The sequence below is a fragment of the Nonomuraea insulae genome, from assembly GCF_042656245.1.
The window spans coordinates 160,909-187,763 of record NZ_JBHSPA010000073.1; the positions used below are offsets into that span (position 1 = coordinate 160,909).

17 protein-coding genes are annotated in these 26,855 nt (G+C 73.0%); 6 read left to right on the forward strand and 11 right to left on the reverse strand.

Translation table 11 applies throughout. The annotated features are described in order from the left end of the window. Positions 1-6: 6 nt before the first annotated feature. Both ACFPZ3_RS50560 and ACFPZ3_RS50565 read left to right on the forward strand, forming a co-directional pair. Positions 7-627 (forward strand): TetR/AcrR family transcriptional regulator, encoded by a 621-nt coding sequence (locus ACFPZ3_RS50560; protein WP_379521597.1) that lies wholly within the window; start codon positions 7-9, stop codon positions 625-627. Further along, on the forward strand, positions 624-1,703 hold the full coding sequence (locus tag ACFPZ3_RS50565; protein WP_379521598.1) for an acyltransferase family protein: 1,080 nt from the start codon (positions 624-626) through the stop codon (positions 1,701-1,703). The genes ACFPZ3_RS50560 and ACFPZ3_RS50565 overlap by 4 nt, the downstream gene beginning before the upstream one ends. A 36-nt stretch (positions 1,704-1,739) precedes the next feature. Here ACFPZ3_RS50565 and ACFPZ3_RS50570 read toward each other — a convergent pair whose 3' ends face one another. Further along, positions 1,740-3,491, reverse strand: coding sequence for an AMP-dependent synthetase/ligase (locus tag ACFPZ3_RS50570; protein ID WP_379521599.1), 1,752 nt, complete (start codon positions 3,489-3,491; stop codon positions 1,740-1,742). Positions 3,492-3,741: 250 nt separating this feature from the next. On the opposite strand from ACFPZ3_RS50570, the gene ACFPZ3_RS50575 reads away from it, so the two are divergent. From ACFPZ3_RS50575 to ACFPZ3_RS50585, 3 genes are all read left to right on the forward strand, one after another. Further along, positions 3,742-4,263 carry a CGNR zinc finger domain-containing protein gene (locus ACFPZ3_RS50575; RefSeq protein WP_379521600.1) on the forward strand — a complete coding sequence of 174 codons (522 nt, stop codon included), beginning with the start codon at positions 3,742-3,744 and terminating at the stop codon, positions 4,261-4,263. A gap of 244 nt (positions 4,264-4,507) precedes the next feature. After that, positions 4,508-6,121: an ABC-F family ATP-binding cassette domain-containing protein gene (locus ACFPZ3_RS50580; protein WP_379521601.1), complete on the forward strand. Its 1,614-nt coding sequence runs from the start codon at positions 4,508-4,510 to the stop codon at positions 6,119-6,121. A 37-nt stretch (positions 6,122-6,158) separates the two neighbouring features. Continuing rightward, positions 6,159-7,151 (forward strand): hypothetical protein, encoded by a 993-nt coding sequence (locus ACFPZ3_RS50585; RefSeq protein ID WP_379521602.1) that lies wholly within the window; start codon positions 6,159-6,161, stop codon positions 7,149-7,151. A gap of 3 nt (positions 7,152-7,154) precedes the next feature. Here the strand turns inward: ACFPZ3_RS50585 and ACFPZ3_RS50590 are convergent, their stop codons facing one another. From ACFPZ3_RS50590 to ACFPZ3_RS50600, 3 genes are all read right to left on the reverse strand, one after another. Further along, positions 7,155-7,901, reverse strand: a complete 747-nt coding sequence (locus ACFPZ3_RS50590) for a class I SAM-dependent methyltransferase (protein ID WP_379521603.1) — start codon at positions 7,899-7,901, stop codon at positions 7,155-7,157. A gap of 87 nt (positions 7,902-7,988) precedes the next feature. Then, complete coding sequence (locus ACFPZ3_RS50595) at positions 7,989-8,258, reverse strand: TFIIB-type zinc ribbon-containing protein (protein ID WP_379521604.1); 270 nt, start codon at positions 8,256-8,258, stop codon at positions 7,989-7,991. A gap of 58 nt (positions 8,259-8,316) precedes the next feature. Then, on the reverse strand, positions 8,317-9,171 hold the full coding sequence (locus tag ACFPZ3_RS50600; RefSeq protein WP_379521605.1) for a phosphotransferase: 855 nt from the start codon (positions 9,169-9,171) through the stop codon (positions 8,317-8,319). 18 nt (positions 9,172-9,189) lie between these two features. Between ACFPZ3_RS50600 and ACFPZ3_RS50605 the strand changes: the two genes are divergently transcribed. Next, entirely contained in the window at positions 9,190-10,077 is an 888-nt protein-coding gene (locus ACFPZ3_RS50605) for a TIGR03619 family F420-dependent LLM class oxidoreductase (RefSeq protein ID WP_379521606.1), read from the forward strand. Here ACFPZ3_RS50605 and ACFPZ3_RS50610 read toward each other — a convergent pair. From ACFPZ3_RS50610 to ACFPZ3_RS50640, 7 genes are read right to left on the reverse strand one after another with little or no spacing between them, the layout of a single operon-like run. Further along, positions 10,074-10,463, reverse strand: a complete 390-nt coding sequence (locus ACFPZ3_RS50610) for a VOC family protein (RefSeq protein WP_379521607.1) — start codon at positions 10,461-10,463, stop codon at positions 10,074-10,076. The two genes, ACFPZ3_RS50605 and ACFPZ3_RS50610, sit on opposite strands and share 4 nt — an antisense overlap. Positions 10,464-10,477: 14 nt before the next feature. After that, positions 10,478-11,680, reverse strand: a complete 1,203-nt coding sequence (locus ACFPZ3_RS50615; protein WP_379521608.1) for a cytochrome P450 — start codon at positions 11,678-11,680, stop codon at positions 10,478-10,480. Beyond that, positions 11,677-13,722 (reverse strand): beta-ketoacyl synthase N-terminal-like domain-containing protein, encoded by a 2,046-nt coding sequence (locus ACFPZ3_RS50620; protein ID WP_379521609.1) that lies wholly within the window; start codon positions 13,720-13,722, stop codon positions 11,677-11,679. Before ACFPZ3_RS50620 ends, ACFPZ3_RS50615 begins: the two co-directional genes overlap by 4 nt. After that, positions 13,719-17,168, reverse strand: coding sequence for a non-ribosomal peptide synthetase (locus ACFPZ3_RS50625; protein WP_379521610.1), 3,450 nt, complete (start codon positions 17,166-17,168; stop codon positions 13,719-13,721). Before ACFPZ3_RS50625 ends, ACFPZ3_RS50620 begins: the two co-directional genes overlap by 4 nt. Continuing rightward, the gene (locus tag ACFPZ3_RS50630) at positions 17,168-20,845 is read right to left on the reverse strand and encodes an amino acid adenylation domain-containing protein (RefSeq protein WP_379521611.1); all 3,678 of its coding nucleotides are present in this window, start codon (positions 20,843-20,845) and stop codon (positions 17,168-17,170) included. The genes ACFPZ3_RS50625 and ACFPZ3_RS50630 overlap by 1 nt, the downstream gene beginning before the upstream one ends. Continuing rightward, the gene (locus ACFPZ3_RS50635) at positions 20,842-25,815 is read right to left on the reverse strand and encodes an amino acid adenylation domain-containing protein (protein ID WP_379521612.1); all 4,974 of its coding nucleotides are present in this window, start codon (positions 25,813-25,815) and stop codon (positions 20,842-20,844) included. Before ACFPZ3_RS50635 ends, ACFPZ3_RS50630 begins: the two co-directional genes overlap by 4 nt. After that, complete coding sequence (locus ACFPZ3_RS50640) at positions 25,812-26,852, reverse strand: MupA/Atu3671 family FMN-dependent luciferase-like monooxygenase (protein WP_379521613.1); 1,041 nt, start codon at positions 26,850-26,852, stop codon at positions 25,812-25,814. The genes ACFPZ3_RS50635 and ACFPZ3_RS50640 overlap by 4 nt, the downstream gene beginning before the upstream one ends. Positions 26,853-26,855: the final 3 nt, after the last annotated feature.

Sequence of the window (26,855 nt, forward strand, 5' to 3'; positions counted from 1 at the left end):
TTGGCCATGCGGTCAGAAAATGAGCCAGAGGGCCAGAAGGCCCGCTCATTCATCGAGGAGGCCAGGCGGGCCCAGATCGTGGCCTCCGCCATCGAGGTCATCGCCGAGGCCGGGTTCGCCCATGCCTCGCTGGCGCGGATCGCTCAGCACGCGGCCATCAGCAAGGGCGTCATCTCCTATCACTTCGCCGGTAAGGAGGAGTTGATGGAGGAGGTGGTCAACCGCACCTACGGGGCCATCGCCGAGCACGTGGTGGCCAAGATGGAGGGCCTGACCACGGCCACCGGCCTGCTCAGGACGCACATCCTGGCCGTCGCCGAGCACATGCGCGGCCACCGCACACAGCTCAGGGCGCTGGGGGAGATCTTCTACAACCTCAGGACCGCCGACGGGCAGCCCCGCTACGGGATCAACGCGAACGAGGACCTCTACCGCGCCCAGGAGGAGATCTACCGCCTGGGCCAGCGCAACGGGGAGTTCAGGGACTTCGACACGCGGGTCATGGCCATCACCCACTCCTCGGCCGTCGACAACATGTTCGCCTACTGGGTCGCCAACCCCGACCACGACCTGGACGCGCACGCCAGGGAACTCGCCGACCTCTTCGAAAGGGCATGCCGGGCATGAAGGTGGAACCGAGCACCAGAACCAGGCTCTACGCCATCGACAACCTGCGGATCGTGCTGACCGTGCTGGTGGTCGCCCACCACGTCGCGGTCACGTACGGGAACATCCCGCTCTGGTTCTACGTCGAGCCCGCCAAGGACCCCTCGGGCGGACTGCTGGACATTCTGGTCATGTTCAACCAGGCGTTCTTCATGGGGTTCTTCTTCCTGATCTCCGGCTTCTTCACCCCGGGCTCCCACGACCGCAAGGGCGGGCGCGCCTTCGTGCGCGACCGGCTGGTCCGGCTGGGCATCCCGCTGCTCGTCTTCCTCGTGCTGCTCCGGCCGTTGAGCAACTTCACCGGCTTCCTCGGCGCGGACGGCCTCTCGTACTGGCAGTACTACTTCCTCTCCTGGGACCCGGGGCCCATGTGGTTCGCCGAGGTGCTGATCGTGTTCGCGCTGGCCTACGCGGTGTGGCGCAGCCGGCGCCGGCCGATGGGGGAGCGCACCGAGGCGCCGGGGTTCGCGTGGATCGCGGCGTTCGTGCTGGGGCTGGCGCTCGTCACGTTCCTGTGGCGGATCCCGGTGCCGACCGGCAGCTACGTGCCGGTGCTCGGGCTGCCGACGCCGGACTTCCTGCCGCAGTACGTCTCCATGTTCGTGCTCGGATGCGTCGCCTACCGGCGCGGCTGGTTCGAGGCGCTGCCCGCGCGGGCGGGGCGGCTCGGGCTGGTCACGGCGGGCGTGTCGAGCGCGGTGCTGCTGCCACCGATGATCCTGACCAGCGGTGCCGTGTCCACGGCGCTGATGGCGCTGTGGCAGTCCGTCTTCGCCGTCAGCATGATCATCGGGCTGACGGTGGTGTTCAGGGAGCGGTTCAACACGCAGGGGCCGCGCGGCCGGTTCCTGGCCGAGCACTCCTTCACCGTCTACATCATCCACCCGCTCGTGCTGGTCGGCCTGGGCTGGGCCCTGCGCTGGCTGGACGCGATCGCGATCGTGAAGTTCGCGGTCCTGCTGCTCCTGGCGCTGCCGCTGTGCTGGTGGGTGGCCTACCTGGTGCGCTCGTTGCCGGGGGCCAAGCGGGTGCTCTGAGGGGCGCACCCGCCTGACCCCCGGCCGCGGGGCCGGTCAGGCGTAGAAGGCGTCGAGGACGGCGCGGTGGCGCTCCTCGACGGCCTTGCGCTTGATCTTGAGGCTGGGCGTCAGCTCGCCCGTCTCCACCGTGAAGTCCTCGGCCAGGATCGCGAACTTCTTGACCGTGGCGTAGCCGGCCTCACCCGCGTTGACCTGGTCGATCGCCTTCTCGACCTCCTCGCGCACGCGCGGGTGCTCGCGCAGCTCCCCGGGGTCTGTGGGCAGCGACTCCGCCCGCGCCCACGGCCCCACCACCTCCATGTCGAGGGTGACCAGCGCCGTGACGTAGTTGCGCAGGTCGCCGTGGACGAACACGTGCGAGGCGTACGGGCAGGCCGCCTTGATCCGGCCCTCCAGGTAGGTCGGTGCGACGTACTTGCCGCCGGAGGTCTTGATCAGCTCCTTCTTGCGGTCGGTGATGCGCAGCCGCCCGGCCTCGTCCAGTTCGCCGATGTCGCCGGTGTGCAGCCAGCCGTCCTCCAGCGCCTCGGCGCTCTCCTGCGGCAGCCCGTGGTAGCCGCGCATGATGCCGCGCCCGCCGATCAGGATCTCCCCGTCGTCGGCGATGCGCACCTCGGTGCCGGGGAACGGCAGGCCGACGGTGCCGAACCGCACCGACTCCGGGCGGTTGAGGAAGCTGCCCGCCGACGACTCCGTCAGGCCGTACCCCTCCAGGATGGTCAGGCCCGCCGCGTCGAAGAACTCGGCGATGTCCTGGGACAGCGGGGCGGCGCCGGAGATGAAGAAGCGGATCCGGCCGCCGAACCGCTCGCGGAGCTTGGCGAAGACCAGGCGGTCGGCCAGGGCGTATTCGGCGCGGGTGGTGAACGGGATCGCGGCGCCGCGCTGGCGGGCCCGGGTGACGCGGAGGCCGGTGCGCCGCGCCCAGGTGAAGATGCGCAGCTTGAGGCCGCCGTCGTTGCGCATGTTCGCCACGACCGTGTTGTGGATCTTCTCGAAGATGCGCGGCGCGGCGGCCATGACCGTCGGTCTCAGCACGCCGAGGTTCTCGGCGATCTTGTCGAGGCGGCCGTCGATCGCGGTCGGCACGCCGATGCCGATCATCACGACCTCCAGCAGCTTGCCGAACGAGTGCGACAGCGGCAGCCACAGGAAGTGCAGGTCGGTGGGGGAGATGAGGTCGATCTCGCGGACCGCTCCGGCCGCGTAGAGCCAGTTGTCGTGGGTCAGCTCCACGCCCTTGGGGCGGCCGGTCGTGCCCGAGGTGTAGATGAGGGTGGCGAGGTCGTCCTGGGCGATGGCGTCCACCATCGCGTCGTAGTCGCCCTCGCCGGTCACACTGTCGAGCGGGACCACCCAGCCGTCGTCGCTGGGGGAGCCGTCGATGACCACCACGTGCGTGACGTCGGGCAGTTCCTTCTGCACCGACCTGAGCTTGGCGACCTGGTCGTCGTTCTCGGCGATGACGATCGTGCTGCCCGAGTCGGTGATCACGAACGCGGACTCGGCGGCGGTGTTGGACGGGTAGATCGTGGTCGTGGCCGCGCCGGTCGAGAGCACCGCCAGGTCGCAGAGGATCCACTCGAGGCGGGTCGAGCAGAGGATCGACACGCGGGTGCCCGGCCGCGAGCCCAGCCCGGCCAGGCCCAGTGCCAGCCCGCGGACCCGCTCGCCCACCTCCCGCCATGACAACGAGGCCCATCCTCCGTCGGCGGGCACACGGTAGGCCTCCGCGTCGGGGGTCGCCGCGATCCGGTCGCGTAGCAGGGAGGGAATGCTGGACATGCCTGACCTCCTGGGGGGTGTTGGCCCCGACTCTAGGACGACGGCGCCGTGTCAGTCGATGGTCCGGGCCGATCGCGGACCTGGCCTGGCGGTCCCGACCAGCCCCGCCGTTCGCACCTCCCACGCTCCGCACGCACACCGTAAGTACGACACCACACCCTCCGACGTGCGATGCGACGACACGACGGTCATGGCGAGCGGATCGTGCAGGTCTCTGGAGTGCATGCTTCCAACCTGATGTAATGAGCTTGTGCATTTCAACGCTTACGGCGGCAACGGGGCGGCCCTCGCCGCGGCGCTGGTCAGCGCCACAGACTTCAGCCCTCCGGCCGTGGAGGCGATGCTGACCGAGCACCGCCTGCTGCGTGCCGCCGTCACCCCCGCCCAGGCCGCGGAGCTGCGGGCGTGGGCGGCCAGGCTCGCCCCGGTGTTCGGGGAGACCGACCAGGAGACGCAGATCAAGCTGGTCAACGCCCTGCTCGACGAGACCGCGGCCAGGCCGTACGTCAGCGCCCACGACGGCCGCGAGCCCCACCTGCACTTCTTCTCCATCGACGCCGACATCGTCGCCAGGGCCAGGGACACCACGGCGGGCGGGCTGGCCATGGCGTTGTCATTCGCCGGAGGGCGGCGGCTGGGGCGGTGCGACCGGGAGGGGTGCGCGGTCGTCTACGTCGACACCTCGCGTAACGGGCGGCGCCGGTTCTGCTCCCTGGCCTGCGCGAACCGGGTCAACGTGGCGGCGCACCGGGCCAGGAAGGTTGACGGCTGAGCCTGGTGTCGCATATAGTGCCGGACGTCTTATCGCCGAACCGTGGGGGCAGTTGACGTGAGGGTCTGAGGTCGCGGGCACCGCGCCGTTCCGCCCTGTCCTGGGCATGCGCGCATCACCTGGACCTCGAGGACATCCTCGCCCCTGTCGCGGACTCCGATTCCGAGTTCCCCCTGTGTTGCGCGTATTTGCGGTGATTCCCGCCAAGTCACGAAATATCGAGTTTTGTGATGGGAGCCGCCTTATGCATTTTTCTATCGTGGTCGATCATGTGTCCTTCGGCTGGCCGGACGGCACCACCGTGCTCAACGGGCTCGACGCAGCGTTTCCCGCGGGGCGTACCGGGCTCATCGGGCTCAACGGGTCGGGCAAGTCGACCCTGCTCAAGCTCATCGCCCGCGAGCTGGTCCCGCGCTCCGGGTCGGTGTCCGTCCCGGGCGTGGTGGGCTATCTGCCGCAGAACGTGCCGCTGGGCGCCGGCCGTACCGTGTCGGACCTGCTGGAGATCAGCGCCACGCGGGCCGCGCTGCACGCCATCGAGGGTGGTGACGTCGCGGAGGAGCACTTCACCGCGGTCGGGGACGACTGGGACGTCGAGGAGCGCGCCAGGGCCGAGCTGGACCGGCTCGGGCTGGACCACGTCGGGCTCGACCGCACGGTCGGCACGTTGTCCGGCGGCGAGACCATCATGGTCGCGCTGGCCGCGCAACTGCTGAAGCGGCCCGACGTGCTGCTGCTCGACGAGCCCACCAACAACCTCGACCTGGACGCGCGCCGCCGGCTCTACGCCGCCGTCGCCGCCTGGCAGGGGGTGCTGCTGGTGGTCAGCCACGACCGGGCGCTGCTCGAACTCCTCGACCAGATCGCCGAGCTGCGCGAGGGCTCCGTACGCATGTACGGCGGCAACCTCACCTCCTACGAGGAGCAGGTCGCCGCCGAACAGGAGGCGGCCGAGCGCGGCGTGCGCACCGCGGAGGGCGAGATCCGCCGTCAGCAGCGCGAGCTCATCGAGGCCAGGATCAGGATCGACCGGGGTCTGCGCACCGGCAGGAAGGCGTTCGAGAACAAGAAGGTGCCCAAGATCGTCGCGAACGGGCTCAAACGCAAGGCCCAGGTGAGCGCGGGCAAGCAGCGCGGCCTGCACCAGGAGAAGCTGGAGGAGGCCCGTGACCGGCTGACCGAGGCCGAGCTGGCCGTGCGCGACGACGCGGAGATCCGCATCGAGCTCCCCGGCACCGAGGTGCCCGCGGGCCGCACGGTCCTGAGTCTCTCGCTGGAGCCGCGTCTTCCTGACGGGCCGTCTGACGGGCCGTCTGACGGGGAGGCCCAGGTGGCCGTGCTGGAGACACTCGTCGTCCGCGGGCCCGAGCGGATCGCGCTGCTCGGCCCCAACGGCTCGGGCAAGACCACGCTGCTCAAGCGCATCGCCGAGCACGGCGCCCACGTGCCGGTCCGCTACCTGCCGCAGCGGCTCGACCTGCTGGACGACGCGCTGAGCGTGGTGGACAACGTGCGCGCCATGGCCCCCTCCGCCTCGGTGAACGACGTACGCGCCCGCCTGGCCCGGTTCCTGTTCCGCGGGGAGCGGGCCAACCAGGCCGTGGGCACGCTGTCGGGCGGCGAACGTTTCCGCGCCACGCTCGCCGCGCTGCTGTCGGCCGAGCCGCCGCCGCAGCTCCTCCTGCTCGACGAGCCCACCAACAACCTGGACATGGCCAGCGTCAGGGAGCTCGCCCAGGCGCTGGCGGCCTACCGGGGGGCGCTCGTCGTGGCCAGCCACGACCTCCCCTTCCTGGAGACGCTGGGGATGACCCGCTGGTTGCGGCAGGACCGGGAGGAGGGACTGTCCGAATCGTGATTGACGGTTGGGGATCAACCCGGCGATAGTGTGGCAGGTGGCTACACCCCGGTTGATCTCCTGTGTTCTCGCTCTGGCGACCGTCACCACCGTCGGCGCGTGCTCCTCGGGCACCGGCTCGTCGCCGACCGGCGGCGAGGCGAAGGTCACGGGTGTCGCGGGGGGCAACGGCGCGGTTCCCGCCACCAGTGGCGGCACCGCGGGCGGCGGCCAGAGCGCGGCCGCGATGACGCCCGAGGCGTACAAGAGCGAGCTTGAGAGCCGGCGCAAGCCGATGACCGCCGCGATCGGCTCGATGGCGGGGGCGCGCGGCCTCAAGGCGCTGGACCAGCGCGTGGGGCGGGCCGAGGAGGCGCTGACCGGCGCCGCCGACGCCCTGTCCGCCCTAGCCCCGCCCGAGGCCGTACGCGCCCAGCACGAGACCTACGTCGCCAGCCTGCGCGAGTTCGCCACCGGCCTGGGCTCCACGGCGGGCAAGGTCGGCGCGCGGGACCTGTGCACCTCCTCGGCCGTGCTCACCGACCTCGACGACAAGCTGGCCGCCCTCGACGAGGCCGGCCAGGCCCTGCAGAGCGCCGGCGACTACCCGGCCGACGTGGTGGCCGTGAAGGCCGCCGACCGGCAGACCAGGCGGCTGCGCAACGGCGCGTTCATCAGCAAGGGCAGCGCGCTCAACGGCCGCAGCTCCCTGGAGATCGACAACGGCGGCAGCCTCGACGCGGTCGTCACCGTCGTCAAGGGCGGCAGCAAGCAGTTCAGCGTCTACGTGCGCAGAAAGACGAAGTTCAAGGTCAAGGGCGTGCGCGACGGCGGCTACAAGATCTACTTCACGCACGGCGCCGACTGGGAGGGCAAGAGCAAAGCCTTCACCCGCGACTGCAGCTTCGAGCGGTTCGAGAAGACGGTGAAGTTCAAGACGACGTTCACCTCCACGCAGATCCTCTGGCACGACTGGCGGATCACGCTGCACGCCATCTCCGGCGGCAACGCCAAGACCGCGCCCGTGGACCCGGACGACTTCCCCGGCTGACCCTCAACCGCTCAGCCGGGCCTTCCAGATCTCCTCGCTGGGCCAGTCGTGCGCCCAGTCCGCGGAGACCTCCCCGTAGTCGCGGTGCGCGGGCTTGGGCGCCTGGATCTCGATCAGATCCTCGACCACGAAGCCGCAGGAGCGCAGCAACCTGATCATCTCGCCGTGCGGCAGCGTGAACTCCGTGGCGGTGCCCGACGTCAGCCGGCGCAGGCCGAACTGCGGGCGGAGCAGGGTGTCCGACGCCTGGCCCGCGGACGGAACGCACATCGCGAACAGCGGTGAGCGGTACAGGAACATCAGCCGGCCGCCGGGCCGCAGCAGCCGGGCGGCCTCGGGGATCCAGCGGTAGGGGTCGCACCAGAGCGAGGCCCCGTATTCGCTGATCGCCAGGTCGAAGAGGCCGTCACCGCACGGGACGCGCTCGGCGTCGCCGAGCAGCAACGGGAAGCCGAGCCCGAACTCGGCCTGCATGGCGCGGGCGGTGGCGAGCTGCTCGCGCGAGATGTCGACGCCGACCGGGCGGGCGCCCGCCCTGGACAACCAGGCCGACACGTAGGCCGTCCCGCAACCCAGCTCGACGGACGCCATCCCGGCCACGTCATCGGGCAGCGCCGAAATCTCTGACTCCGGAGTCGCCCACAGACCCCAGCACGGCTCAGGCCGCGCCCACGCGGCGCGGGCGAGCGGCCCGTGGTATCCGGCCGCCTCGTCGTCCCAATAACGCCGGTTCAGCTTCACATGATCCATGGGGCCATTGGACCCGGATCTACGGTACGAAGCCAACGGAATTACGGGGCAGGCCGCGCACCGACGCGTGGTGCGCGGCCTCTGCGATCAGGTCGAGAACAGCATGCCCACCCAGCTGCGCTGCCCACGGTGATGGCCGCCGTAGTGGCCGCCACCGTGATGTTGCGGGGCACCCCAGGCCGGACCGGGACCGGGGGCGGGGGGCGGGGGAGCCGCGTGATACTGCGTCTCCATCCGGGTCAGCGTCTCAAGCTCGCCGTAGTCGAGGAAGATCCCCCGGCAGTTGTCGCACTGCTCGATGTGGACGCCGTTGCGCTCATAGGTCCGCATGCTCCCGCGGCACTTAGGGCACTGCATCTCAGTCGCTCTCCTTGGCTTCGAGGTCTCAGGGTGAAACCTACCGCGCGCGACCTCGTCACGATCGGACGATTCTGTCGCACGCCTCGATTAACGAGTGCTCGACCTCATCCAGTTCCCGTGCCTCGCGCCCGGCGTTGACCACGGCCACCGCGGCGAGCTGAACGGTGAGCGCCCGGGCCGGCGCGTCGAGCCGCCGCCACGGGTCGTCGCCCTGGCCCAGGGCCGGTCCGCCGGAGGCCAGGTACGCCCCCAGGAACCGCTCCCACACGGCCGGCTCCAGCAGCCCCGCGGCATACCAGGCGGCCGGCCTGGCCAGGTCCCATGCCGGGTCGCCGATGCCGAGGTCGTCCACGTCGATCAGCAGCCAGCGGTCGCGGTGCACGAGCTGGCCCAGATGCCAGTCACCATGAGTGAGCAGGCCGGGCAGCGGCTCCGGCTCAGGCAGCTCCTTGAACGTCCGCCTGACGAGCTGCTCCACGGGGCCGTCGCCGGGCATGCGGGCCACCGCGCGGGCGGCCCTCGCGGGACCTCCGGCGGGGGGCAGCTCCGGCAGCAGGGTGAGGGGGACGGCGTGCAGCCTGGCCAGCATCCGGGCGCCCTCCTCCCACGGCGCGGAATCGGGGTCGTCCTGCGACACGGGGCGGCCCGCCGGCCACACCGTCACCGCCCGCCCGGCCGCCGACAACACCTCGGGCTCCAGCGGGGCCAGCATCATCCCGCTCACCGCGGCCGACGCCGCCGCCCGCAACCTCGGCCGCAGCGCCTCGGCGTCGTCGCGTGCCGAGTGGGCCTTGACCACGACCTCGCCCCTGCGTAACACCACGACATCCGTGCGTGTCGGATGTAACACGGGCGCGCCCGTGCCGCCGTACGCCGCGGCGATACCCGCCAGTTCCGCCTCCAGACCCACTCGTACAGACTAGGGGGCATGAGAGTCGGTTTCGCCGTACCCCAGTCAGGGCCGTGGGCCACGCCGGAGAACATGCGTCGCATCGCCACCAGGGCCGAGGAGCTCGGCTATTCCGAGCTCTGGACGTTCCAGCGGGTGTTGTACCCGGTCGGGCACACCATGGGGCCCACCTACCGCTCCGTGCAGGATCCGCTCATCACGCTGGCCCACGTCTCGGCCGTGACGAGCCGCATCGGGCTGGGCGTGGCGGTGATCAACGCCTACGTGCAGCCGGTCGTGCTGGCCAAGCAGCTCGCCACGCTGCAGACGCTCTCGGGCGGCCGGGTCACCGCCGGGATCGGGCTGGGCTGGGTGCCGGAGGAGTTCGAGGCGACCGGCGTGGACATGGCGGGGCGCGGGCGCAGGGGCGAGGAGTTCGTCGAGGTGCTGCGCAAGGCGTGGACCGACGACGTGGTGGAGCACACGGGCGAGTTCTACCGCGTGCCGCCCTCCTACATCGACCCCAAGCCGGTGCCGGGGCCGCCGCGGATCCTGCTCGGCGGCACGGCCGAGGTCGCGCTGCGCCGCGCCGCCCGGCTGGCCGGCGGGTGGGTCAGCTCCAGCAGGGAGGACCTGTCCGCGATCGCCGGGCGGGTCGAGCTGATCAAGGCGGAGCTGGCCGGGGCCGGGCGGGACGTGAACGACTTCAGGTTCGTGTGCCGCGGCGCCACGCAGGTCAGGGCCGTCGACGGCGAGCGTCCGCTGACCGGCACGTACGACAAGATCCGCCGCGACGTGGACGAACTGGCCGCCCGCGGCGTGACGGACGTCTTCCACGACCTGAACTTCGACCGCGAGATCCCCGCGGCCGATGCCAAGGAGGCGATGCGCCGGGCCGAGGAGGCGCTCGAGGCGCTGGCGCCCTAGCCCTGTTTCCAGCCGCCGTACGGGACCGTGAGGATCTCCAGGTTGTGCCCGTTGGGGTCGGACCAGTAGAGGCCGCGCCCGCCGTCGTTGGTGTTGATCTGCCCCCGCCGCTGGTGGTGCGGATCGGCGTAGTATGTCAGGCCGCGCTCCTTGATCCGGCCCCAGATCTGGTCGAACTCGTCCTCGCCGACCAGGAACGCGTAATGCTGGGACGGCAGGTCGTCGCCCGCCTGCACGACGTCGAGCGAGACGTCGTTGCCGAGCGAGACGACGCGGAACGGCCCGTAGACCGGCGCCGGCTTCAGGCCGAGTACCTCGACGAAGAAGGCCGCCGTCGCGTCTCTGTCCCTGGCCGGCACGATCGTGTGGTTCAGTTGGACGGACATACCTGCAGGCTATGTCAGAGGGCTCCTGCCGAGAGTGCGACGGGCAGTGTCGCGACGCCGTTGACGAAATTCGACGGCAGCCAGGTCACCGGTCCTGTCACCTCGACGGCCGACACCGTGCGGCGCAGTTCGGACAGCAGGGCCCGGATCTCGGCGCGGGCGAGCTGGGCGCCCAGGCAGAAGTGCGGGCCGTAGCCGAAGGTCAGGTGCTTGTTCGGCCGCCTGCCCACGTCGAACCGGTCGGGCTCGTCGAACACCGCCTCGTCGCGGTTGGCCGACGCCGTCCACAACGCCACCACCTCGCCCTTCCCGATCCGCCTGCCACCGATCTCGGCCTCCCGCACGGCCATCCTGCCCACGTGGGCGGCCGGGGTGGTCCAGCGCAGGATCTCCTCGGTGGCGGTCTCGACGAGCGAGGGGTCCGCGCGCAGGCGCGCCCACTCCTCCTCGTACGTGGCCAGCGCCAGCAGCCCGCCGGCCATCGCCAGGCGGGCGGTCTCGTCGCCGCCGATGATGAGGTTGTAGCAGTTGAGCAGCACCTCCTCCTCCGTGAGTTCCGCCTCGCCGGAGACGAGCAGGCTGATGATGTCGTCGCCGGGGGCCGTTCTGCGTTCGGCGGCCAGGCGGGTGTAGTAGAGCAGGATCTCGCTCTGGGCGATCCTGACGGCCATGTCACTGGTGGCAGGGGTTTCGCCCAGCATGGCCTCGCCCGTCAGTTCCAGCACGCGCAGGCGGTCGTGTTCGGGGACACCGAGCAGGTCGCAGATCGCGCGCAGCGGCACCTGGGCGGCCACCTCGGCCACGAAGTCGCCGCCGCCCCGGCGTACCAGGGCGGCGAGCAGGTCGCGGGTGGCCTCCGTGATCGAGCGGGTGACGGGGCCGAGCGTACGGGGGCCGAAGCCGGGCGTGAGCAGGCGGCGCAGGCCGGCGTGTTTGGGGCCGTCCGTGACCACGATCATCTTGCCCGCCCCCGGGTCGTGACCGCGCAGCAGGGTGCGGAGCATGTTGCCCTGGAGGGAGGTGAAGGTGTCCGGGTCGCGTACGACGCGCAGGACGTCGGCGTGGCGGGTGACGCTCCAGAAGCGGTCGTGCCTGCGCACCGGGTCGTGGGCGCGCAGCCGGCGCCAGAGCGGGGTGAGGTCGTGGGCGGCGTGCACCTGCGGGTCCAGGAGGTCCAGGTCGTCCAGCGCGGCCGGGTCCGGCTGGGGGCGGCTCATTGTTCGAGCTCGTCGAGGAGGTCGCCGAGCAGGTCGTCCTCCTCGCCGCGTACGGCGCGCTCGACGAGGTCGCGGAGGGGCAGCTCGGTGAGGAACAGCTCGATGGGGACTTCCAGGGCGAAGCGGTCGCGCAGCTCGCTGACCAGGAAGACGGCGGTCAGCGAGTCGCCGCCCACGGCGAAGTACGTGCGCGCCAGGTCGTCAGGGGAGGTCAGGGCCAGGGTGGTCATGAACAGCTCGGTCACCGCCGAGGCCGTGCCGGGCCGGTCGTCCTCCCTGTCTTCTTGCGGGGGCGCCGGGGCGACGCCCAGGGTGAGGGCGCCGTGGTGGGGTCCCGCGAAGGGGTAGGTGGGCAGGCGGACGCGCCGGCCTCCGGGCCACACGACGTCCTGCCCCGCTGCCCACGCCTCGCCCAGCGGGTCGTCCCGGCCCCAGTTCAGCGCGTCCAGGGCCGTGGCGGCCTGTTCGCGGGTCGTGGCCACCACGTAGGCGCGGGCGTCCAGGGCGGCTCGGCCATGGGCGAGGGTGTGGGCGACGTCGGCCAGCGGGCGCGCGCCGGGGGCACGCAGGGCGGTGGCCAGGCGGCGGGCGGCGGTGGCGAGCTGATCTTCGGTCCTGGCGGACAGCGGCAGCACCACGGCGGCCTGGCCCTCCACCAAGGGCGTGGCGGGCAGCGCTACGGCGGCCTGGCCCTGCGCCGGGAGTGCTGCGGCGGCCTGGGCCTGGCCCTCCGCCGACGGCGTGGGCGCGTCACCTGGGGGCTCCTCCAGGACGACGTGCACGTTCGTGCCGCCGATGCCCAATGACGAGAGACCGGCCAGGCGGGTTCCCCCGGCCGGGCGTTCCCAGTCCGAGGTGTGGGTGAGGAGATCGAACGGTGTGGTGTGCAGGGCCAGGTCGGGGTGCGGGCGGGTGACGTTGACCGTGGGGACCATCGTGCGGTGGCGGAGCATCAGCGCCACCTTGATCAGCCCAGCCACGCCCGCCGCCGCGTTGAGATGCCCGACGTTGGACTTCACCGAGCCGATCGCGCACCGCGCCCCGTCGAACGCCGCCGCCGCGGCGGTGACCTCGATGCGGTCGCCGAGGTCCGTGCCCGTCCCGTGCGCCTCCAGGAACTGCGCGTCCGCCGGGTCCAGCCCCGCCGCCGCCCACGCCTCCACGATGGCCGAGATCTGCCCCTCCACCCCGGGCGCGGTGAACCCCACCCGGCCGGGGCCGTCGTTGGAGGCCGCCGTGCCGCGTATGACGGCGTGGATCGGGTCGCCGTCGGCCACCGCGTCCTCCAGGCGCCTGAGCACCACCAGCCCGACGCCGTTGCCGCCGACCGTGCCCGCCGCCTTCTCGTCGAAGGGCCGGCAGCGGCCGTCGGGGGAGGAGATGCCGCCGGGCTCGTACAGGTAGCCGCGGGCGTACGGCGAGTCGATGGACACCCCGCCCGCCAGCGCCGTGTCGCACTCCCCGACCAGCAGCGCCTGCACGGCCACGTGCACGGTGGCGAGCGAGGTCGAGCAGCCCGTCTGCACGGTGAGGCTCGGTCCTGTCAGGCCCAGCCGGTACGACAGCCAGCCCGCCAGGAACTCCCGATCGGTGAACACCCGCACGTGCATGGGCCCGAGCCTGGCCCGCAGCCGGCCGTCCACCTGGGCCGCGACCGCGTGCTCCGTGGGCCCGCCGCCCACGTACACGCCGGTCCTGCCGGGCGGGCGGCGCGGGTCGTACCCGGCGTCCTCCAGCGCCGACCACGCCGTTTCCAGCAACTGCCGATGTTGCGGGTCCAGCGCCGCCGCCTCCGTGGCGTTGAACCCGAACAGTTCGTGCTCGAACCGGTCGGCCTCCGCCAGGAACCCCTTCGAGGCCACGTACCCGGGGCCGCGCGACTCGGCGGCGTCCACCCCGGCCGCCAGCAGCTCCTCATCGGTGAAGTCGGTGATCGAGCAGACGCCCTCGCGCAGGTTCCGCCAGAACTCACCCAGGTCGCGGGCCCCGGGGAAGCGTCCGCTCATCCCCACGATGGCCACCGCCGGTACGTCGGTCGTCATTGCGTGCCGCCTCTCTGTACGTTCCTGGTGGTTCTGCGGGCGGCCAGGCGTTCACGTCTGTCCTGTCCCCTGCCCCGCGCCTCGCCGTGGTCGTCCGGACCGGCGCCGTCCAGGCGGGTGGCGAGCGTGGCGACCGTGGGGTGGCGGAACAGGTCCACCAGCTTGAGCCCGCCGTCCTGCCCGCGTTCGCGCAGCGCCGCCAGTACGGCGAGGAGCCGGATCGAGTTGCCGCCCAGGTCGAAGAAGTTGTCGTGCAGGCCGACCTGGGCCAGGCCGAGCACCTCCGCCCACACCCCCGCCAGCCGCCGTTCCGCGGGGGTGGCCGGGGCCGTGTACGGGGCCGCCAGGTCGGGGCGGGTGAGCGGCGGCTCAGGCAGCCTGGCCCTGTCCACCTTGCCCGAGGCGTTGACCGGCAGCTCCTCCAGGAAGACGACCAGGTCGGGCACCATGTAACCGGGCAGCCGCGCGCCCAGCCACGCCCGCACCTCCGCCGCCCCCCACGGCTCCCCACGCCCCCGCCTCCCGCCGTCCGCCTCCTCCGCGCCACTCGCGGGTTCTTCGCCGTTCCCGGATCCGGTGTCGCTCGCGGGTTCTCCGCCGTTTCCCGGCCCGGTGTCGTTCGTGAGTTGCCCGCCGTTTCCCGGTCCGGGGTCGCGGGCCAGGACCGCGTACACGGCCAGGCGGTCTTCGCGGACGGTCGCCGCGGCGACCGAGACCCTCGGGTGCGCGGCCAGCACCGTTTCGATCTCGCCCAGCTCGACGCGGAAGCCGCGCAGCTTGACCTGGGTGTCCACGCGCCCGAGGTAGGACAGCACGCCGTCGGCGTCGTAGCGGCCGAGGTCGCCGGTACGGTACATGCGCTCGCCCGGCGGCCCGAACGGGTCGGCGGCGAAGCGCTCGGCCGTCATCCCCGGGCGGTTGGCGTACCCGCGGGCCATGCCCGAGCCCGCCAGGTAGATCTCGCCCGTCACCCCGACGGGAACAGGGCGCAGGCGTTCGTCCAGGACGTACGCGCGGGCCCCCGCCACCGGGCGGCCGATCACCACGGGACGGCCGGGTACGAGGTCGGCCGTGGTGGCGTACACGGTGGTCTCGCTCGGCCCGTACGCGTCCACCACCCGCCGCCCGGGACCCGCCCAGCGTTCCACCAGCTCGGGCGGGCACGCCTCGCCGCCGACGGCCAGCGTGCGCAGGTCGGGCAGCGCGTCCGGCGGGCACGGCAACGACATGGCGGCGGACGGGGGCAGGAAGGCGTAGGTGATGCGGGAGTCGCGCAGACGGGCGTACAGGTCGTCGCCGAGCCGTTCCCCCTCGGCCGCCACGTGCAGCTCCGCCCCGGCCACGAAGGCGAAGAACAGGTCGGACACGGCCACGTCGAACCCGAACGACACGTACTGCAGCACGCGGTCCTCGCCGGTGACGGGGAACTGGGGGCGTACGGCGGTGGCCAGGTTCAGTAGGGCGCGGTGCTCGACGGCGACGCCCTTGGGGGTGCCCGTGGAGCCGGAGGTGTAAAGGATGTACGCGAGGTCGGCCGGGCCGGGCGGCGCGGCCGGCACGGGACCTACGGCCGGGATCCGCCCCTCGCCGAACGTGGCCACCGGCACTCCGAGATCCCTCGGCCCGTCGGCGATCAGCAGGCGGGCGCCGGAGTCGGCGATCATGAACCTCAGGCGGGCCTCGGGGTGGCCGGGGTCGAGGGGGACGTACGCGCCGCCCGCGCGCAACACTCCCAGCGCGGCCACCGCCATCTCGGCGCCTCTGGGCAGGCAGAGCCCCACCGGCACCCCCGGGCCCACGCCCGCCGCCCGCAGCCGGTCGGCCAGGTGGTCGGCGCGCTCCAGCAACTCCCGGTAGGTGAGCCTCGTCGTGCCGTGGACCAGCGCCGTCGCGTCAGGGCACGCCGCGGCGCGCTCGGCCACCAGGTCGGGGACGAGGCGGGCGGGGGCGGGGGCGGCGGTGCGGTTCCAGTCGTACAGGATGCGGCGGCGTTCCTCGGGCGGGAGCAGGTCAACGGCGCTCACGGGCAGGTCGGGGCGGTCGAGCAGGCCGTCGAGCAGCGTCTCGAACGCCCGCGCCCAGTGGCGGATCGTGCCCGGCTCGAAAAGGTCGGTCCGGTACACCAGGTGGGCGGCCAGGTCGTCCCCGTCCCGTTGCACGCTCAAGAGCAGGTCGAACTTGGCGTCGTCCAGGAGGAGTTCGAGGCGCTGTGCCGTGGTGCCCGGTGGGAGGCCGAGGGTGAGCCGGGTGTCGTCGTCGTAGGCCAGCATGACCTGGACGAGGGGGTCGTGGCTGAGCTCCCTGCCCGGGGCGAGGGCCTCGACCACGGCCTCGAACGGGGCCTCCTGGTGGGGGTGGGCGGTGCGGAGGCGGTCGCGTACACGGGTGACGAGGTCGAGGTAGGACGGCTCGCCGGTCACGTCGGCGCGGACGGCCAGCGTGTTCGCCAGCAGGCCGATGAGGCCCTGCAGCTCCGGGTGGTCGCGGCCCGACACCGGCACGCCCACCACGAAGTCGCGCTGGCCGGTGACGCGGGTCAGGAACGCGGCGAAGGCGGCGAACATGGCGGCGAACGGTGTCGCGCTCCGCTCGGCGGCGACCTTGGCCAGGCGCTCCCGGGTGTCCGGAGCCAGGTCGAGGCGGCACACCCCGCCGGAGGTGGACTGGACGGCCGGGCGGGGGCGATCGGTGGGCAGGGCCAGCGTCCGGGGGACGTCCCTGAGCTCGTCCGTCCAGTACGCGATCGCCTCGTCGAGGGCGTGCGAGGCGAGGCGTTCGCGCTGCCAGACCGCGTAGTCGGGGTACTGCAGGGCGTCTGGGGGCGAGGAGGGGTCTTGCGGGGTGTCCGGGGGCGAGGAGGGGTCTTGCGGGGCGTCCGGGGGCGAGGAGGGGTCTTGCAGGGCGTCCGAGGACGAGGAGGGGTACTGCGGGGCGTCCGAGGGCGAGGCGGAGTAGCCGGGGGACTGCGGGGCGTCCGAGAGCGCGTAGGCGTCGCCGAGTTCCTGCAGGAGGAGCCGCAGGGACCAGCCGTCGCAGACCAGATGATGGGCCGTGAGCAGGACGAGGTGGTGGCCGTCGTCGAGGGCGTAGACAACGCATCGCAGCAGCGGCCCCGCCTCGACGTCGAACGGCCTGGCCGCCTCGGCCGCCAGCAGCGCCCGCGCGTCACCGGCGGGGACGTCGCGCACCACGCGCACCGCCGCCTTCGCCTGCTCCGCGACGACCTGGAGGTACTGGCCGTCGTGCGGGCGGAACACCGTGCGCAGCGCCTCGTGGCGGGCCACCGAGGCGTCCAGGCTCGCCTGGAAGGCCGCCACGTCGAAGGGCCCGCGCACGGCGAAGGCCACAGGCACGTTGTACTGGGCGGTGCCCGGGTTGAGCTGGTCGAGCACCAGCATCCTGGCCTGCGCGGGCGACACGGGGAACTCGTACTCAACCGGCGCCATCACAACTCCCTCAGAATCGGTTCGAGGACTTCGGCGATCTGCGCGGCGGGGCCTGGCCTGAGCAGGTCGCTGTGGCCGCAGTCGAGGTCGTGGACCCGCGGGCGGGCGGGGGCCCACCGCCCGGCCTTGGCCGCCGAGGTCAGGCCGCCGGGCTGGGCGGTGGCCGAGAAGAGCAGCACCGTGCCGTCGTACGGGGGCGGCCGGTAGGTGACGGCCAGCCGGAGATGCCCGGCCACCGTGTCCGCCACGGCCGACAGGTGATCGTCGTCCAGCCCCGACAGCGGCCCCTCGCTGCCGCGCACCGCCGCGAACACCCGCGCCCGCGCCAGCGGTCCCGGCCGCGCGTAGGGGTGCAGGGTGCGGGTGCGCAGCAGGATGGTCAGCGCCTCCTGCTCGGCGTCCGCCGGGTCCGCCTCCGTCCCCGGCGGCCAGGGGACCGCGTCCAGCGAGGCGACCAGCCCCACGTCCTGCCCGCCGGCGCGCAGCAGGGCGGCCATCTCGTACGCCAGCAGCCCGCCGAAGGAGTGCCCGAGCAGCAGGTAGGGCCCTTCTGGACGGACGGCCCGCACGCGTGCCAGATAGTCCTCGGCCAGCTCCCGCATGGTGTCCGGCAGCCTGTAGGCGGGATCCTGGAGCACCGGCGACTGCAGGGCATGGACCTGGTGGGTCAGGTGGGGCAGGAGGGCGGTGTAGGACCAGCCGATGCCCCGGCCGGGATGCACACAGAACAGCGGCGGCCCGTCGCCCTCCCGCCGGAGCGTCAGCAGCGGGGAGAGGTCCAGTTCCGGCGCCGCCCGGTCGAGGCGGACGGCGAGCCCGGCCGGGGTGGGGGCCTCGAACAGGGCGGCTATGGAGGTGCGGATGCCCAGGCCGGACTCGATCGCGGCCGCCAGGCGCATCGCCATGAGGGAGTCGCCGCCTGACTCGAAGAAGTCGGTGTCAGGGCCCGCGCCCGGCAGCGCGAGCACCTCGGCGAACAGTCCGCACAACTCCTTCTCCCGCGGGGTCCTGGGTTCGGCGGCGGCCGGATGCGTGCCGGGGGGCGGGGTGGGCAGGGCGGCGCGGTCCACCTTGCCGTGCGGGGTGAGCGGGAGGTGGGCGAGAGTGACGTACTCGGAAGGGAGCAGGTGTTTGGGCAGGCGGGCGGCGGCGTGGTCCCGTATCCGTTCCAGTGGTGCCCCGTCCCCGGCCGGCACGACGTAGGCGACCAGCCGCCTGCCCGGCGGACCGGCCTGGGCGGTGACGACGGCGCGCAGCACGTCCGGGCAGGTCTCCAGCGCGGCCTCCACCTCCCCTGGCTCGATCCGGAACCCGCGGATCTTGACCTGGCCGTCCGCCCGGCCCGCGAACTCCAGGTCCCCGCCGAACGTCCACCGCGCCAGGTCCCCGGTCCGGTACATCCGCTCGCCCGCCGCGAACGGGTCCGCCACGAACCGCTCGGCCGTCTGTCCTGGGCGGCCGAGGTAGCCGCGGGCCAGCCCCGTGCCCGCGATGTACAACTCCCCGGTCGTGCCGATCGGGGCGGGGCGGAGGCGGGCGTCCAGGACGTGCACGCGGGTGTTGTCGAGCGGCCGGCCGATCGGGACGGGCCCGGGAGCCGGTTCTGGGGCGACGTGGTGGCTCGTGGCGAACGTGGTCGTCTCCGTGGGCCCGTACCCGTTGACGACCTGGACGCCGCGCCGCGCCAGCCGCCGCACCGCGTCCTGCGGCACCACGTCGCCGCCCGCCCACACCTCCGGCACGCGGGCGAGCGCGCCGGGCGCCAGGTCGGCCAGGGTGCGGAACAGCTCGGCCGTCAGCCACACCGCGCTGAGTCCGGACTGCTCGACGGTGTCCGGGTGGAGGGGGCCCGGTGGGGCGATGACGACGGTGCCGCCGTTCAGGAGCGGGGCCCACAGCTCGTACGTGGCCGCGTCGAAGGTGTGCGGACTGTGCAGCAGCACCCGGCGGTGGCTCGTGAAACGCTGGTCGGAGGCGAGTTCCAGGATGTTCGCGTGGGTGACGACGACGCCCTTGGGGGTGCCGGTGGAGCCCGAGGTGTACATGACGTACGCGGCGGCCTCCCGGTGGATCGGCTTCGGGAGGAAACCCGTTTCGCCCTCGTCCGGCTCGGTCAGCACGACACGGGCGCCGCTGTCCTCCAGCAGCCACGCCAGCCGGGCCCCCGGCTGCCCCGGATCCAGCGGCACGTAGCAGCCGCCCGCCTTGAGCACCGCGAGCTGGGCCACCACCAGGTCGGGGGAGCGCTCCATGAGCAGCGCGACCGGAGTCTCCGGCTCGATGTTCAGCCGCGCGGCCACCCGGTCCGAGCGGGCGTCCAGCTCGGCGTAGGTGAGCGCCCGCCCGCCGTGCTCGACGGCCACGGCGTCCGGCGCCCGCGCCACCTGCGCGGCGAACCGCTCAGGCACCGACCCGCCGCTCTGCGTCCGCGCCGTGTCGTTCCAGGACCTCAGGAGCCGGTACTCCGCGGCCGGCAGCACGTCGGCCTTCTCCAGGGCTCCGGTCTCCAAAGCCTGGGTGAGGCGGGCGGCCACGGCCTCGGCCTCGGCGCGGCTTACCAGGTCGGCCCGGTGGCCCAGGCGCACCCAGAGCCGCTCGCCCCCCACCACCGTGACCGTGAGCGGGTAGTGGGTGGCGTCGTCGACCCCGGTCAGGCGCAGGCCGGAGGTGTCCAGGCCGGAGCGGGGATAGTTCTCGAAGGCGAGCAGGGTGTCGAACAGCTCGCCGCCGGTGCCACGGCGCACGTCCGCCAGCCGTACATGATGGAACGGCGTCAACCGGGCCTGCTCGTCCTGCAGGCGGCGCAGGAGGCCGGGTTCGCCGGTACGCACCCGTACCGGCAGGGTGTTGATGAACAGCCCCACCATCGACTCCACGCCCGCGACCTCCGGCGGCCGGCCGGACACCACCGCGCCGAACACCACGTCCTCGCGCCCGGTCATGCGCGCCAGCACCAGCCCCCACGCCGCCTGGACCAGCGTGTTGACCGTCACCCCCGCCTCCCTGGCCCGCCGCCGCACGGACCCGCTCAGCTCCGCGGACAGCTCGAACTCCACCGTCTCCCGCCGCCTGCTCTCCGCCCCCGCCCCCGGCCTGAGCAGCGTCGGCCCCGGCAGGTCCGCGAGCGCCTCCCGCCAGGCCCGCAACGCCAGCTCGCGGTCCTGGGCGTGCAGCCAGGCCAGATAGTCCCGGTATGGGGGCGCGGGCGGCAGCTCCGCACCCGCGTAAAGAGCCGCCAGGTCGCCGGCCAGGATCGGCATCGACCAGCCGTCCACCAGGAGGTGGTGCATCGTCAGCACCAGCTCCCGCCGCCCCACCAGCGTGGCGCGCACCAGCGGCGGCCGGGTCACGTCGAACGGGCGTAGCCGGTCGGCCTCCAGCATGCGCTCCAGGTCGGCCTCCGACGGCGGGTCCACCTCGGTCCAGGGCAGGCGTACGCGGTGGGGGACGAGCTGGACCGGGCGGTCGAGGCCCTTGTGGCGGAAGCAGGCGCGCAGGTTCGGGTGGCGGGCCAGCAGCGCCTCCAGCGCCTCGCGGAGGCGTTCCGGATGGGCCTCGCCGTCGATGGTGAAGCGGGCCTGGATGACGTACGCGTCGTCGCCGCCGTACAGGGCGTGGAAGAGCAGGCCCTCCTGGGCGGGGGAGAGCGGCAGCACGTCGGCCAGCCTGCCGCTCACCAGTCGCCGTCCAGGTCCGCCTCAAGAGCCTCGATCTGGCCCTGCGTCAGCTCGACCAGCGGGAAGTCGGAGCTGGTCGCGCCGCCCTCGTCCCGCTGCTCCGCCAGCTCTGCCAGCGCCGCCGTCCAGAGCTCCGCGAGGGCCGCGACCTGGTCGTGGGAGACGGCCTCGGCGTCGTGGGACCAGCTCGCCACCAGCCGTGGACCGTCCGGCCCCGGCCTGGCCACCGCGTCCAGCTCCACCGCGTACGCCATCGGGGTGTCCGGCATGCCGAGCAGCTCGCCGTCGAACCTGCCCAGGTAGTTGAAGCGCAGGTCGGGAGTGGGGAGGGCGGCCAGCTTGGGTGCGGTGTCCGGATTGAGGTAGCGGAGCAGGCCGTGACCGAGACCTCCCGAGGGGATGGTGCGCAGCCGCTCCTTCACGCGTTTGAGCGCTTCCGCGGGGGTGCCTGCGGGGTCGAGGCAGACGGGGTACTGGGTGGTGAACCAGCCGACCGTGCCCGAGATGTCGGTGTCGTCCGTGAACGGCTCCCGTCCGTGGCCCTCGACGTCCACCAGCACGCTCTTCCCCCCGCGCCACCTCGTCACGGCGATGGCCAGGGCGGTCAGCAGCACCTCGTTGGGGCCGCAGCGGAAGGCGGCGGGGAGGTGGGTGATTGCCTGGTCGGTGAGATCGGGCGGGAGCGTCGTGGTGAGGGTGGAGCGCGGGGCGCGCCGTCCAGCCTGGCCGGCGCGCGGGCCGTGGCTCGTGCTCGGGCCGTGGGTGGCCCGCGGGTTGTGGGTGGCGATCGGGCCGTGGGCCGTGCTCGGGTTGTGGGTGGTGCTCGGGCTGTGGGTGGCGGTCCGGTCGTGGGCCGTGCTCGGGCTGTGGGCCGTGCTCGGGTTGTGGGTGGAGGTCGGGTTGTCCTGGCCACGCGGGGCCAGAAGGGGCTCACCGTCCGCCGCCATGGCCTCCCACAGTGGCATCTCGGCCGCCACCCGCTCCGGGCGCGCCGCCTCGGCGGCCAGGAGGTGGGACCAGCGGGCGAACGACGTCCCCTGGGCGGGCGAGGGTGCAGCGGGGTCGTGGAGGAGGGCGATGAGCTCCGGGCCGAGAGCGCGCCAGGAGACGCCGTCCACGGCGAGGTGGTGCGCGGTGAGCAGGAGCCGGTCGGGGGCGGTCCAGGCGGCGGCGATCATCTGCCCCCGCTCCGGGTCCGGCTTCGTGTCCGAGCCCGGGTCCGGCTTCGTGTCCGAGCCCGGGTCCGGGTCCGGCTTCGGGTTCGTGTCCGGGTTCGTGCCCGTCTCCGTCTCCGGCTTCTCAAACCGGCTGAACGGGACCTCCGCCGCCTCCTCCGGGGGTGGGACCTCCAGCTCCCAGTCGTCGGGCGAATGGCGCAGGAGGCGCGTGCGCAGTGCGGCGTGCCGGGTCGTCAGCGTGCGCAGGGCCGCTCTGATGCGTTCCTCGTCGCAGCCCTCGGGCACGGGCACGGCCAGGGACTGGGTGAAGGTGTCCAGCGGGCCGCCATGCTCGCGCCACCAGTGCATGATCGGCGTGATCGGGAACCTGCCGACCGGGGTGTCCGTGACGGTGAGCGGCGCCAGCCGGGCCAGCACCGCCAGCGCGGCCGGGGTCCTGGCGACGAACACCTCGCGCGGCGTGAGACCGAGGCCCTGCGCTCTGGCCCGGCTGACGAGCTGGATCGCCGTGACGCTGTCGCCGCCGAGCCGGAAGAAGTCGTCCTCGGCGCCCACCTCCGGCAGGTCGAGGAGGTCGGAGAAGAGCGCGCACAGGGCGGACTCCCGATCGGTGACCGGCTTGCGCGACGCGGTGGGCGCGGTGTCCGGTGCGGGCAGGGCGGCCCGGTCGAGCTTGCCCTGCGGCGTGAGCGGCAGCGCCTCCAGCACCACGAACTCGCTCGGCACCATGTGCACGGGCAACACCGCGACAGCGTGCGCGAGCACACCGGCCATGTCGGGTCCGGTCTGTGGGAGCACGCTGGCCGTCTCGGGCGTGTCGAGCGGGTCGGGTCGGGTCTGTGCGGGGACGCCGGCCGTGTCGGGTTCGGTGTGTGCGGGCGTTTTGGTCGCGTTGGGTCGGGTCTGTGCGGGCCCGTCGTATCCGGTCTGTGTGCGGGTGGCGGGCGTGTTGGGGTCGGTGTGCGGGAGGGTGTGGGTCCGTCCGGGTGAGGGCTGGGGGATGAGGTAGGCGATCAGGCGGCCGTCGTGGAGGGCCACGGCGGCCTGGGCGATCGTGGGGTGGCTTGCCAGCGCCGCCTCGATCTCGGCCGGTTCGATGCGGAAGCCGCGTACCTTCACCTGGTCGTCGGCGCGGCCGAGGAACTGGAGCTGGCCGTCCGCGCGCCGGTGGACGAGGTCGCCGGTGCGGTACATCCGATCGCCGGGTGTCCCGTGCGGGTCCCCGACGAAACGTTCGGACGTGAGGCCGGGGCGGCCCAGGTAGCCTCGGGCCACTCCGGGGCCACCGACGTACAGCTCGCCGGGGACGCCCACCGGCACCGGGCGCAGGCGGGCGTCCAGGACGTACAGGCGGGTGCCGGTGATCGGGCGGCCGATCGGGGGAAGGGTCCCGTCCGGGTGGAGGGGGTCGCTCACGGTGGCGGCGACCGTGGTCTCCGTCGGCCCGTACGCGTTCATGAACCGCCTGCCCGTCCATGCCGCCACCAGCTCAGGCGGGCACACGTCCGCCCCCGAGGCCAGCGCGCGCAGGTCGGGATGGTCGCCGGGCGGGACGGTGGCCAGGACCGTCGGCGGGATGATGGCGGCGGTGACCCGCCGATCCCGCAGGAGCTGTCCCAGCTCCGCTCCCACCAGCGGGCCGCCGGGCGGGATGACGAGGGTGCCGCCGGAGCCGAAGGCCATGCACAGCTCGGCCACCGAGATGTCGAACGCCGGCGATCCGAGCTGCAGGATCCGGCTGGTCCCCGAGAGGCCGAAGGAGGTCACGAGGGAGTGGGTCAGTGCGGCGACGCCCTCGTGGGAGACCACGACGCCCTTGGGGCGGCCGGTGGAGCCCGAGGTGTAGATCACGTAGGCGGCACTTCGAGGGTCGATGTCATGAAATTTCGCATTAACGTGTGAAATTTTGGGTCCGACGCGTTCCACGCCCAGCCCCGGCGGCAGCACCCCGGGCTCGGCGACGACCAGCGCCGCCCCGGCGTCCGCCACCTGGTACGCCAGCCGCTCCCCAGGATGATCGGGATCGAGCGGCAGGTAAGCCCCGCCCGCCCGCTGCACCGCCAGGATCGCCACCACCATGGCCACCGACCGCCCCAGCCCCAGCGCCACCACCGTCTCGGGCCCCACCCCGCGCTCCAGCAGCGCCCCGGCCAGCCCGTCGGCCCGCTCCAGCAACTCCCGGTAGGTGAGCCGCTCGGTGCCGGACTCCACGGCCACAGCGTCAGGCGTGCGCGAGGCCTGCCGCGCCACCATGCCCGGCAGGCTCGTCGCGGGCGGGACGGCGGCGCTCTCGTTGAGCGTGTACAGCAGCCGCCGCCTCTCCGGCTCCGCCACCAGCGGGGCCCGGGACACGGGGAGGTCCGGCTCGGCCACCAGCGCCCCGAGCAGTGCCGTGAAGCTGCCGGCCCAGCCCCGCACCACCTCGGGCTCGTACAGATCCGTACGGAACTCCAGGCTCGCCTCGAACCCGTCGTCCCCGTCCCTGACGATCCCGATCAGGTCGTGCTCCCCGCCGGTGTGCACCCGCTCCGGGTCGGCGATCTCCCGCAGCCTGGCCACGCTCTCCTGGCGCGGCAGGTGCATGAACACCCACTGGAACAGCGGCGAGCGCCCGGCCACCCGCTCCGGGTCCAGAGCCCGCACGATCCGCCCGACGGGGACGTCGGCGTTGGCCAGCACCTGGGGGAACTCGGCGGTGAAGCGGGCCAGCAACGCCGCGAACGTCGTGCCGCCGTCGAGGCGCCAGCGGACGGGCAGGGAGTTCATGACGTACCCGATGACGCGGTCCAGGCCTTTGGCGGACCTGTTGGCCATGGGGGTGCCGGTGATCAGGTCGGGTTCGCCGGTCAGCCGGTGGGCGAACACCGCGAAGGCCGTCATCAGCACCCCGTACACGGTGGCCCCGCGCTCCCTGGCCAGCGCGCGCACGGCGGCCTCGGTGCGGGCGTCGATGCGGAAGGTGATCTGCTCCACGCCGAAGGACCCGAAGGCCCCGCCAGGCGTGGCCGGGCCGACGGTGAGCGGCTTGGGCGGGTCCGCCAGGTAGCGGCGCCACCAGGCGAGCTGGGCGTCGAACACCCCGGCCGCCTCCAGCTCCCGCTGCCATCCGGCGAAGTCGGCGTACTGGATGGCGGGGCGCCGCAGAGCGGGCTCGGCGCGGTCGCGCACGGCGCGGTAGGCCTCGGCCAGCTCGCCGTGCAGCACGTCGAACGACCACCAGTCGGTGGCGATGTGGTGCAGCGCCAGCACCAGCGTGGCCCGCGTGTCGTCCGCGGTGATGAACTGGCCCCTGATCAGCGGCCCGCCGTCCAGGTCGAACGTGCGGCGGCTGAAGGCGTGCAGCGCCTCGGGCAGGCTGACTCCGGTACCGCGCAGGTCGAGCCGCTCCAGCTTGAACGGCTCCGCCGGCGCGAACTCCACCTTCAGGCCGCCCACCTCACCGGTGATCCGCATCCGCAGGCCGTCGTGGAGCCCCTGCACGACGGTCAGCGCGGCCTCCAGGTCGGCGGGGGCCACGGGGGTGTCGAAGTGGTACGAGCAGCACAGGTTGAGCGCGGCCGTGTCCGGATAGAGCGACTCGTACACCCACAGGTCCTCCTGCGCGGGGCCGAGCCGTACGGGGAGGGCGGCATCGCGCGGGGGCACGACGTCCGGGATCGCCTCCAGCCTGCCCGCCTCGACGAGACGGCGCAGCAGAACCACCCGGCGCTCGCCGCTCAGCGCCGCGAACCGATCGGCGGCGCTCACGGGGGCGGGCGTGCTCCGCGAGGAGCGCCGGTCGGGCGTGCTCACATCTCCTCCCGCAGCTCGGCCAGCCGCTCCAGGCCCGCCAGGACCTCGTCCCCGCCGAGCCCGAAGTCCACGAAGCAGGCCACCTCGTCGCACCCCAGCTCGGCCAGGTCCGCCAGGCTCTTGCGGCACGTCTCGGGCGAGCCCAGCAGGCTGCCCCAGGCCAGGTACCGCCGGAAGGCGAACTCCGTCAGCGTCCCGAGCTGCGCCTCGCTCAGCGCCGCCGCCTGGTCCCCGGCGCCCTTGTCGGTGGCGGTCTGCGCCACGTACGACCTCAGGTACGCCTTGAGCGGCCCGCCGGCCCGCTGCCTGGCCTCCTCGTCGGAGCGGCCCACATAGGTGTGGGCCATGAGCGTGACGGTGCCCCTGGGCGGGGTGCCCGGCTGCTCGGGGGCGGCGGCGTAGGCGTCCCGGTAGGCGCCGATCTTCCCGGCCAGCTCCTCGCGGGTCTGGCCGATGGTGGCGCCGAGGATGTTCGTCCGCATCCGCCCGGCCGCCTCCCACGTCCGCGGGTTGCCCGAGGTGGTGGTCCACAGGGGCAGGACGGCGGAGTACGGCCTCGGCTGGGAGGTCACCGCGACCCGCTCGCCCGCGCCGTCGGTGAACTCCACGGCCTGGCCCGCCCACAACCGCCGCAGCACGGCCAGGTCGCGGAAGGCGCGTTCCCTGCGGTCGTCGTAGGCGTCCGGGGCGAGCACGAAGTCCTTGGAGTGCCAGCCCGTGGCCACCGACACGCCGACCCGGCCGTGCGACAGGTTGTCCACGACGGCCCAGTCCTCGGCGACGCGCAGCGGGTGGTGCAGGGGCAGGACCAGGCTCCCCGCGCGCAGGTGGATGCGTTCGGTGACGGTGGCCAGGGCGGCGCTGAGCAGGGCCGGGTTCGGGAAGACCTGCCCGACCTGCTGGAAGTGCCTCTCCGGGGTCCAGACGGCGGTGAAGCCGAGCCGGTCGGCGGCGCGGGTGATGGTCAGGATGTCGTCGTATTTCGCGGCGTGGGCACCGGCGTCGTCGGCGCCGAAGAACATCACGCTGAGGTCCATGGA

Bases quoted from the DNA above. Each gene is read 5' to 3' on its own strand.
- ACFPZ3_RS50560 (WP_379521597.1), top strand. From the start codon at position 7: ATGCGGTCAGAAAATGAGCCAGAGGGCCAGAAGGCCCGCTCATTCATC.
- ACFPZ3_RS50565 (WP_379521598.1), top strand. From the start codon at position 624: ATGAAGGTGGAACCGAGCACCAGAACCAGGCTCTACGCCATCGACAAC.
- ACFPZ3_RS50570 (WP_379521599.1), bottom strand. From the start codon at position 3,491: ATGTCCAGCATTCCCTCCCTGCTACGCGACCGGATCGCGGCGACCCCC.
- ACFPZ3_RS50580 (WP_379521601.1), top strand. From the start codon at position 4,508: ATGCATTTTTCTATCGTGGTCGATCATGTGTCCTTCGGCTGGCCGGAC.
- ACFPZ3_RS50590 (WP_379521603.1), bottom strand. From the start codon at position 7,901: ATGGATCATGTGAAGCTGAACCGGCGTTATTGGGACGACGAGGCGGCC.
- ACFPZ3_RS50595 (WP_379521604.1), bottom strand. From the start codon at position 8,258: ATGCAGTGCCCTAAGTGCCGCGGGAGCATGCGGACCTATGAGCGCAAC.
- ACFPZ3_RS50605 (WP_379521606.1), top strand. From the start codon at position 9,190: ATGAGAGTCGGTTTCGCCGTACCCCAGTCAGGGCCGTGGGCCACGCCG.
- ACFPZ3_RS50610 (WP_379521607.1), bottom strand. From the start codon at position 10,463: ATGTCCGTCCAACTGAACCACACGATCGTGCCGGCCAGGGACAGAGAC.
- ACFPZ3_RS50615 (WP_379521608.1), bottom strand. From the start codon at position 11,680: ATGAGCCGCCCCCAGCCGGACCCGGCCGCGCTGGACGACCTGGACCTC.
- ACFPZ3_RS50620 (WP_379521609.1), bottom strand. From the start codon at position 13,722: ATGACGACCGACGTACCGGCGGTGGCCATCGTGGGGATGAGCGGACGC.
- ACFPZ3_RS50625 (WP_379521610.1), bottom strand. From the start codon at position 17,168: ATGGCGCCGGTTGAGTACGAGTTCCCCGTGTCGCCCGCGCAGGCCAGG.
- ACFPZ3_RS50640 (WP_379521613.1), bottom strand. From the start codon at position 26,852: ATGGACCTCAGCGTGATGTTCTTCGGCGCCGACGACGCCGGTGCCCAC.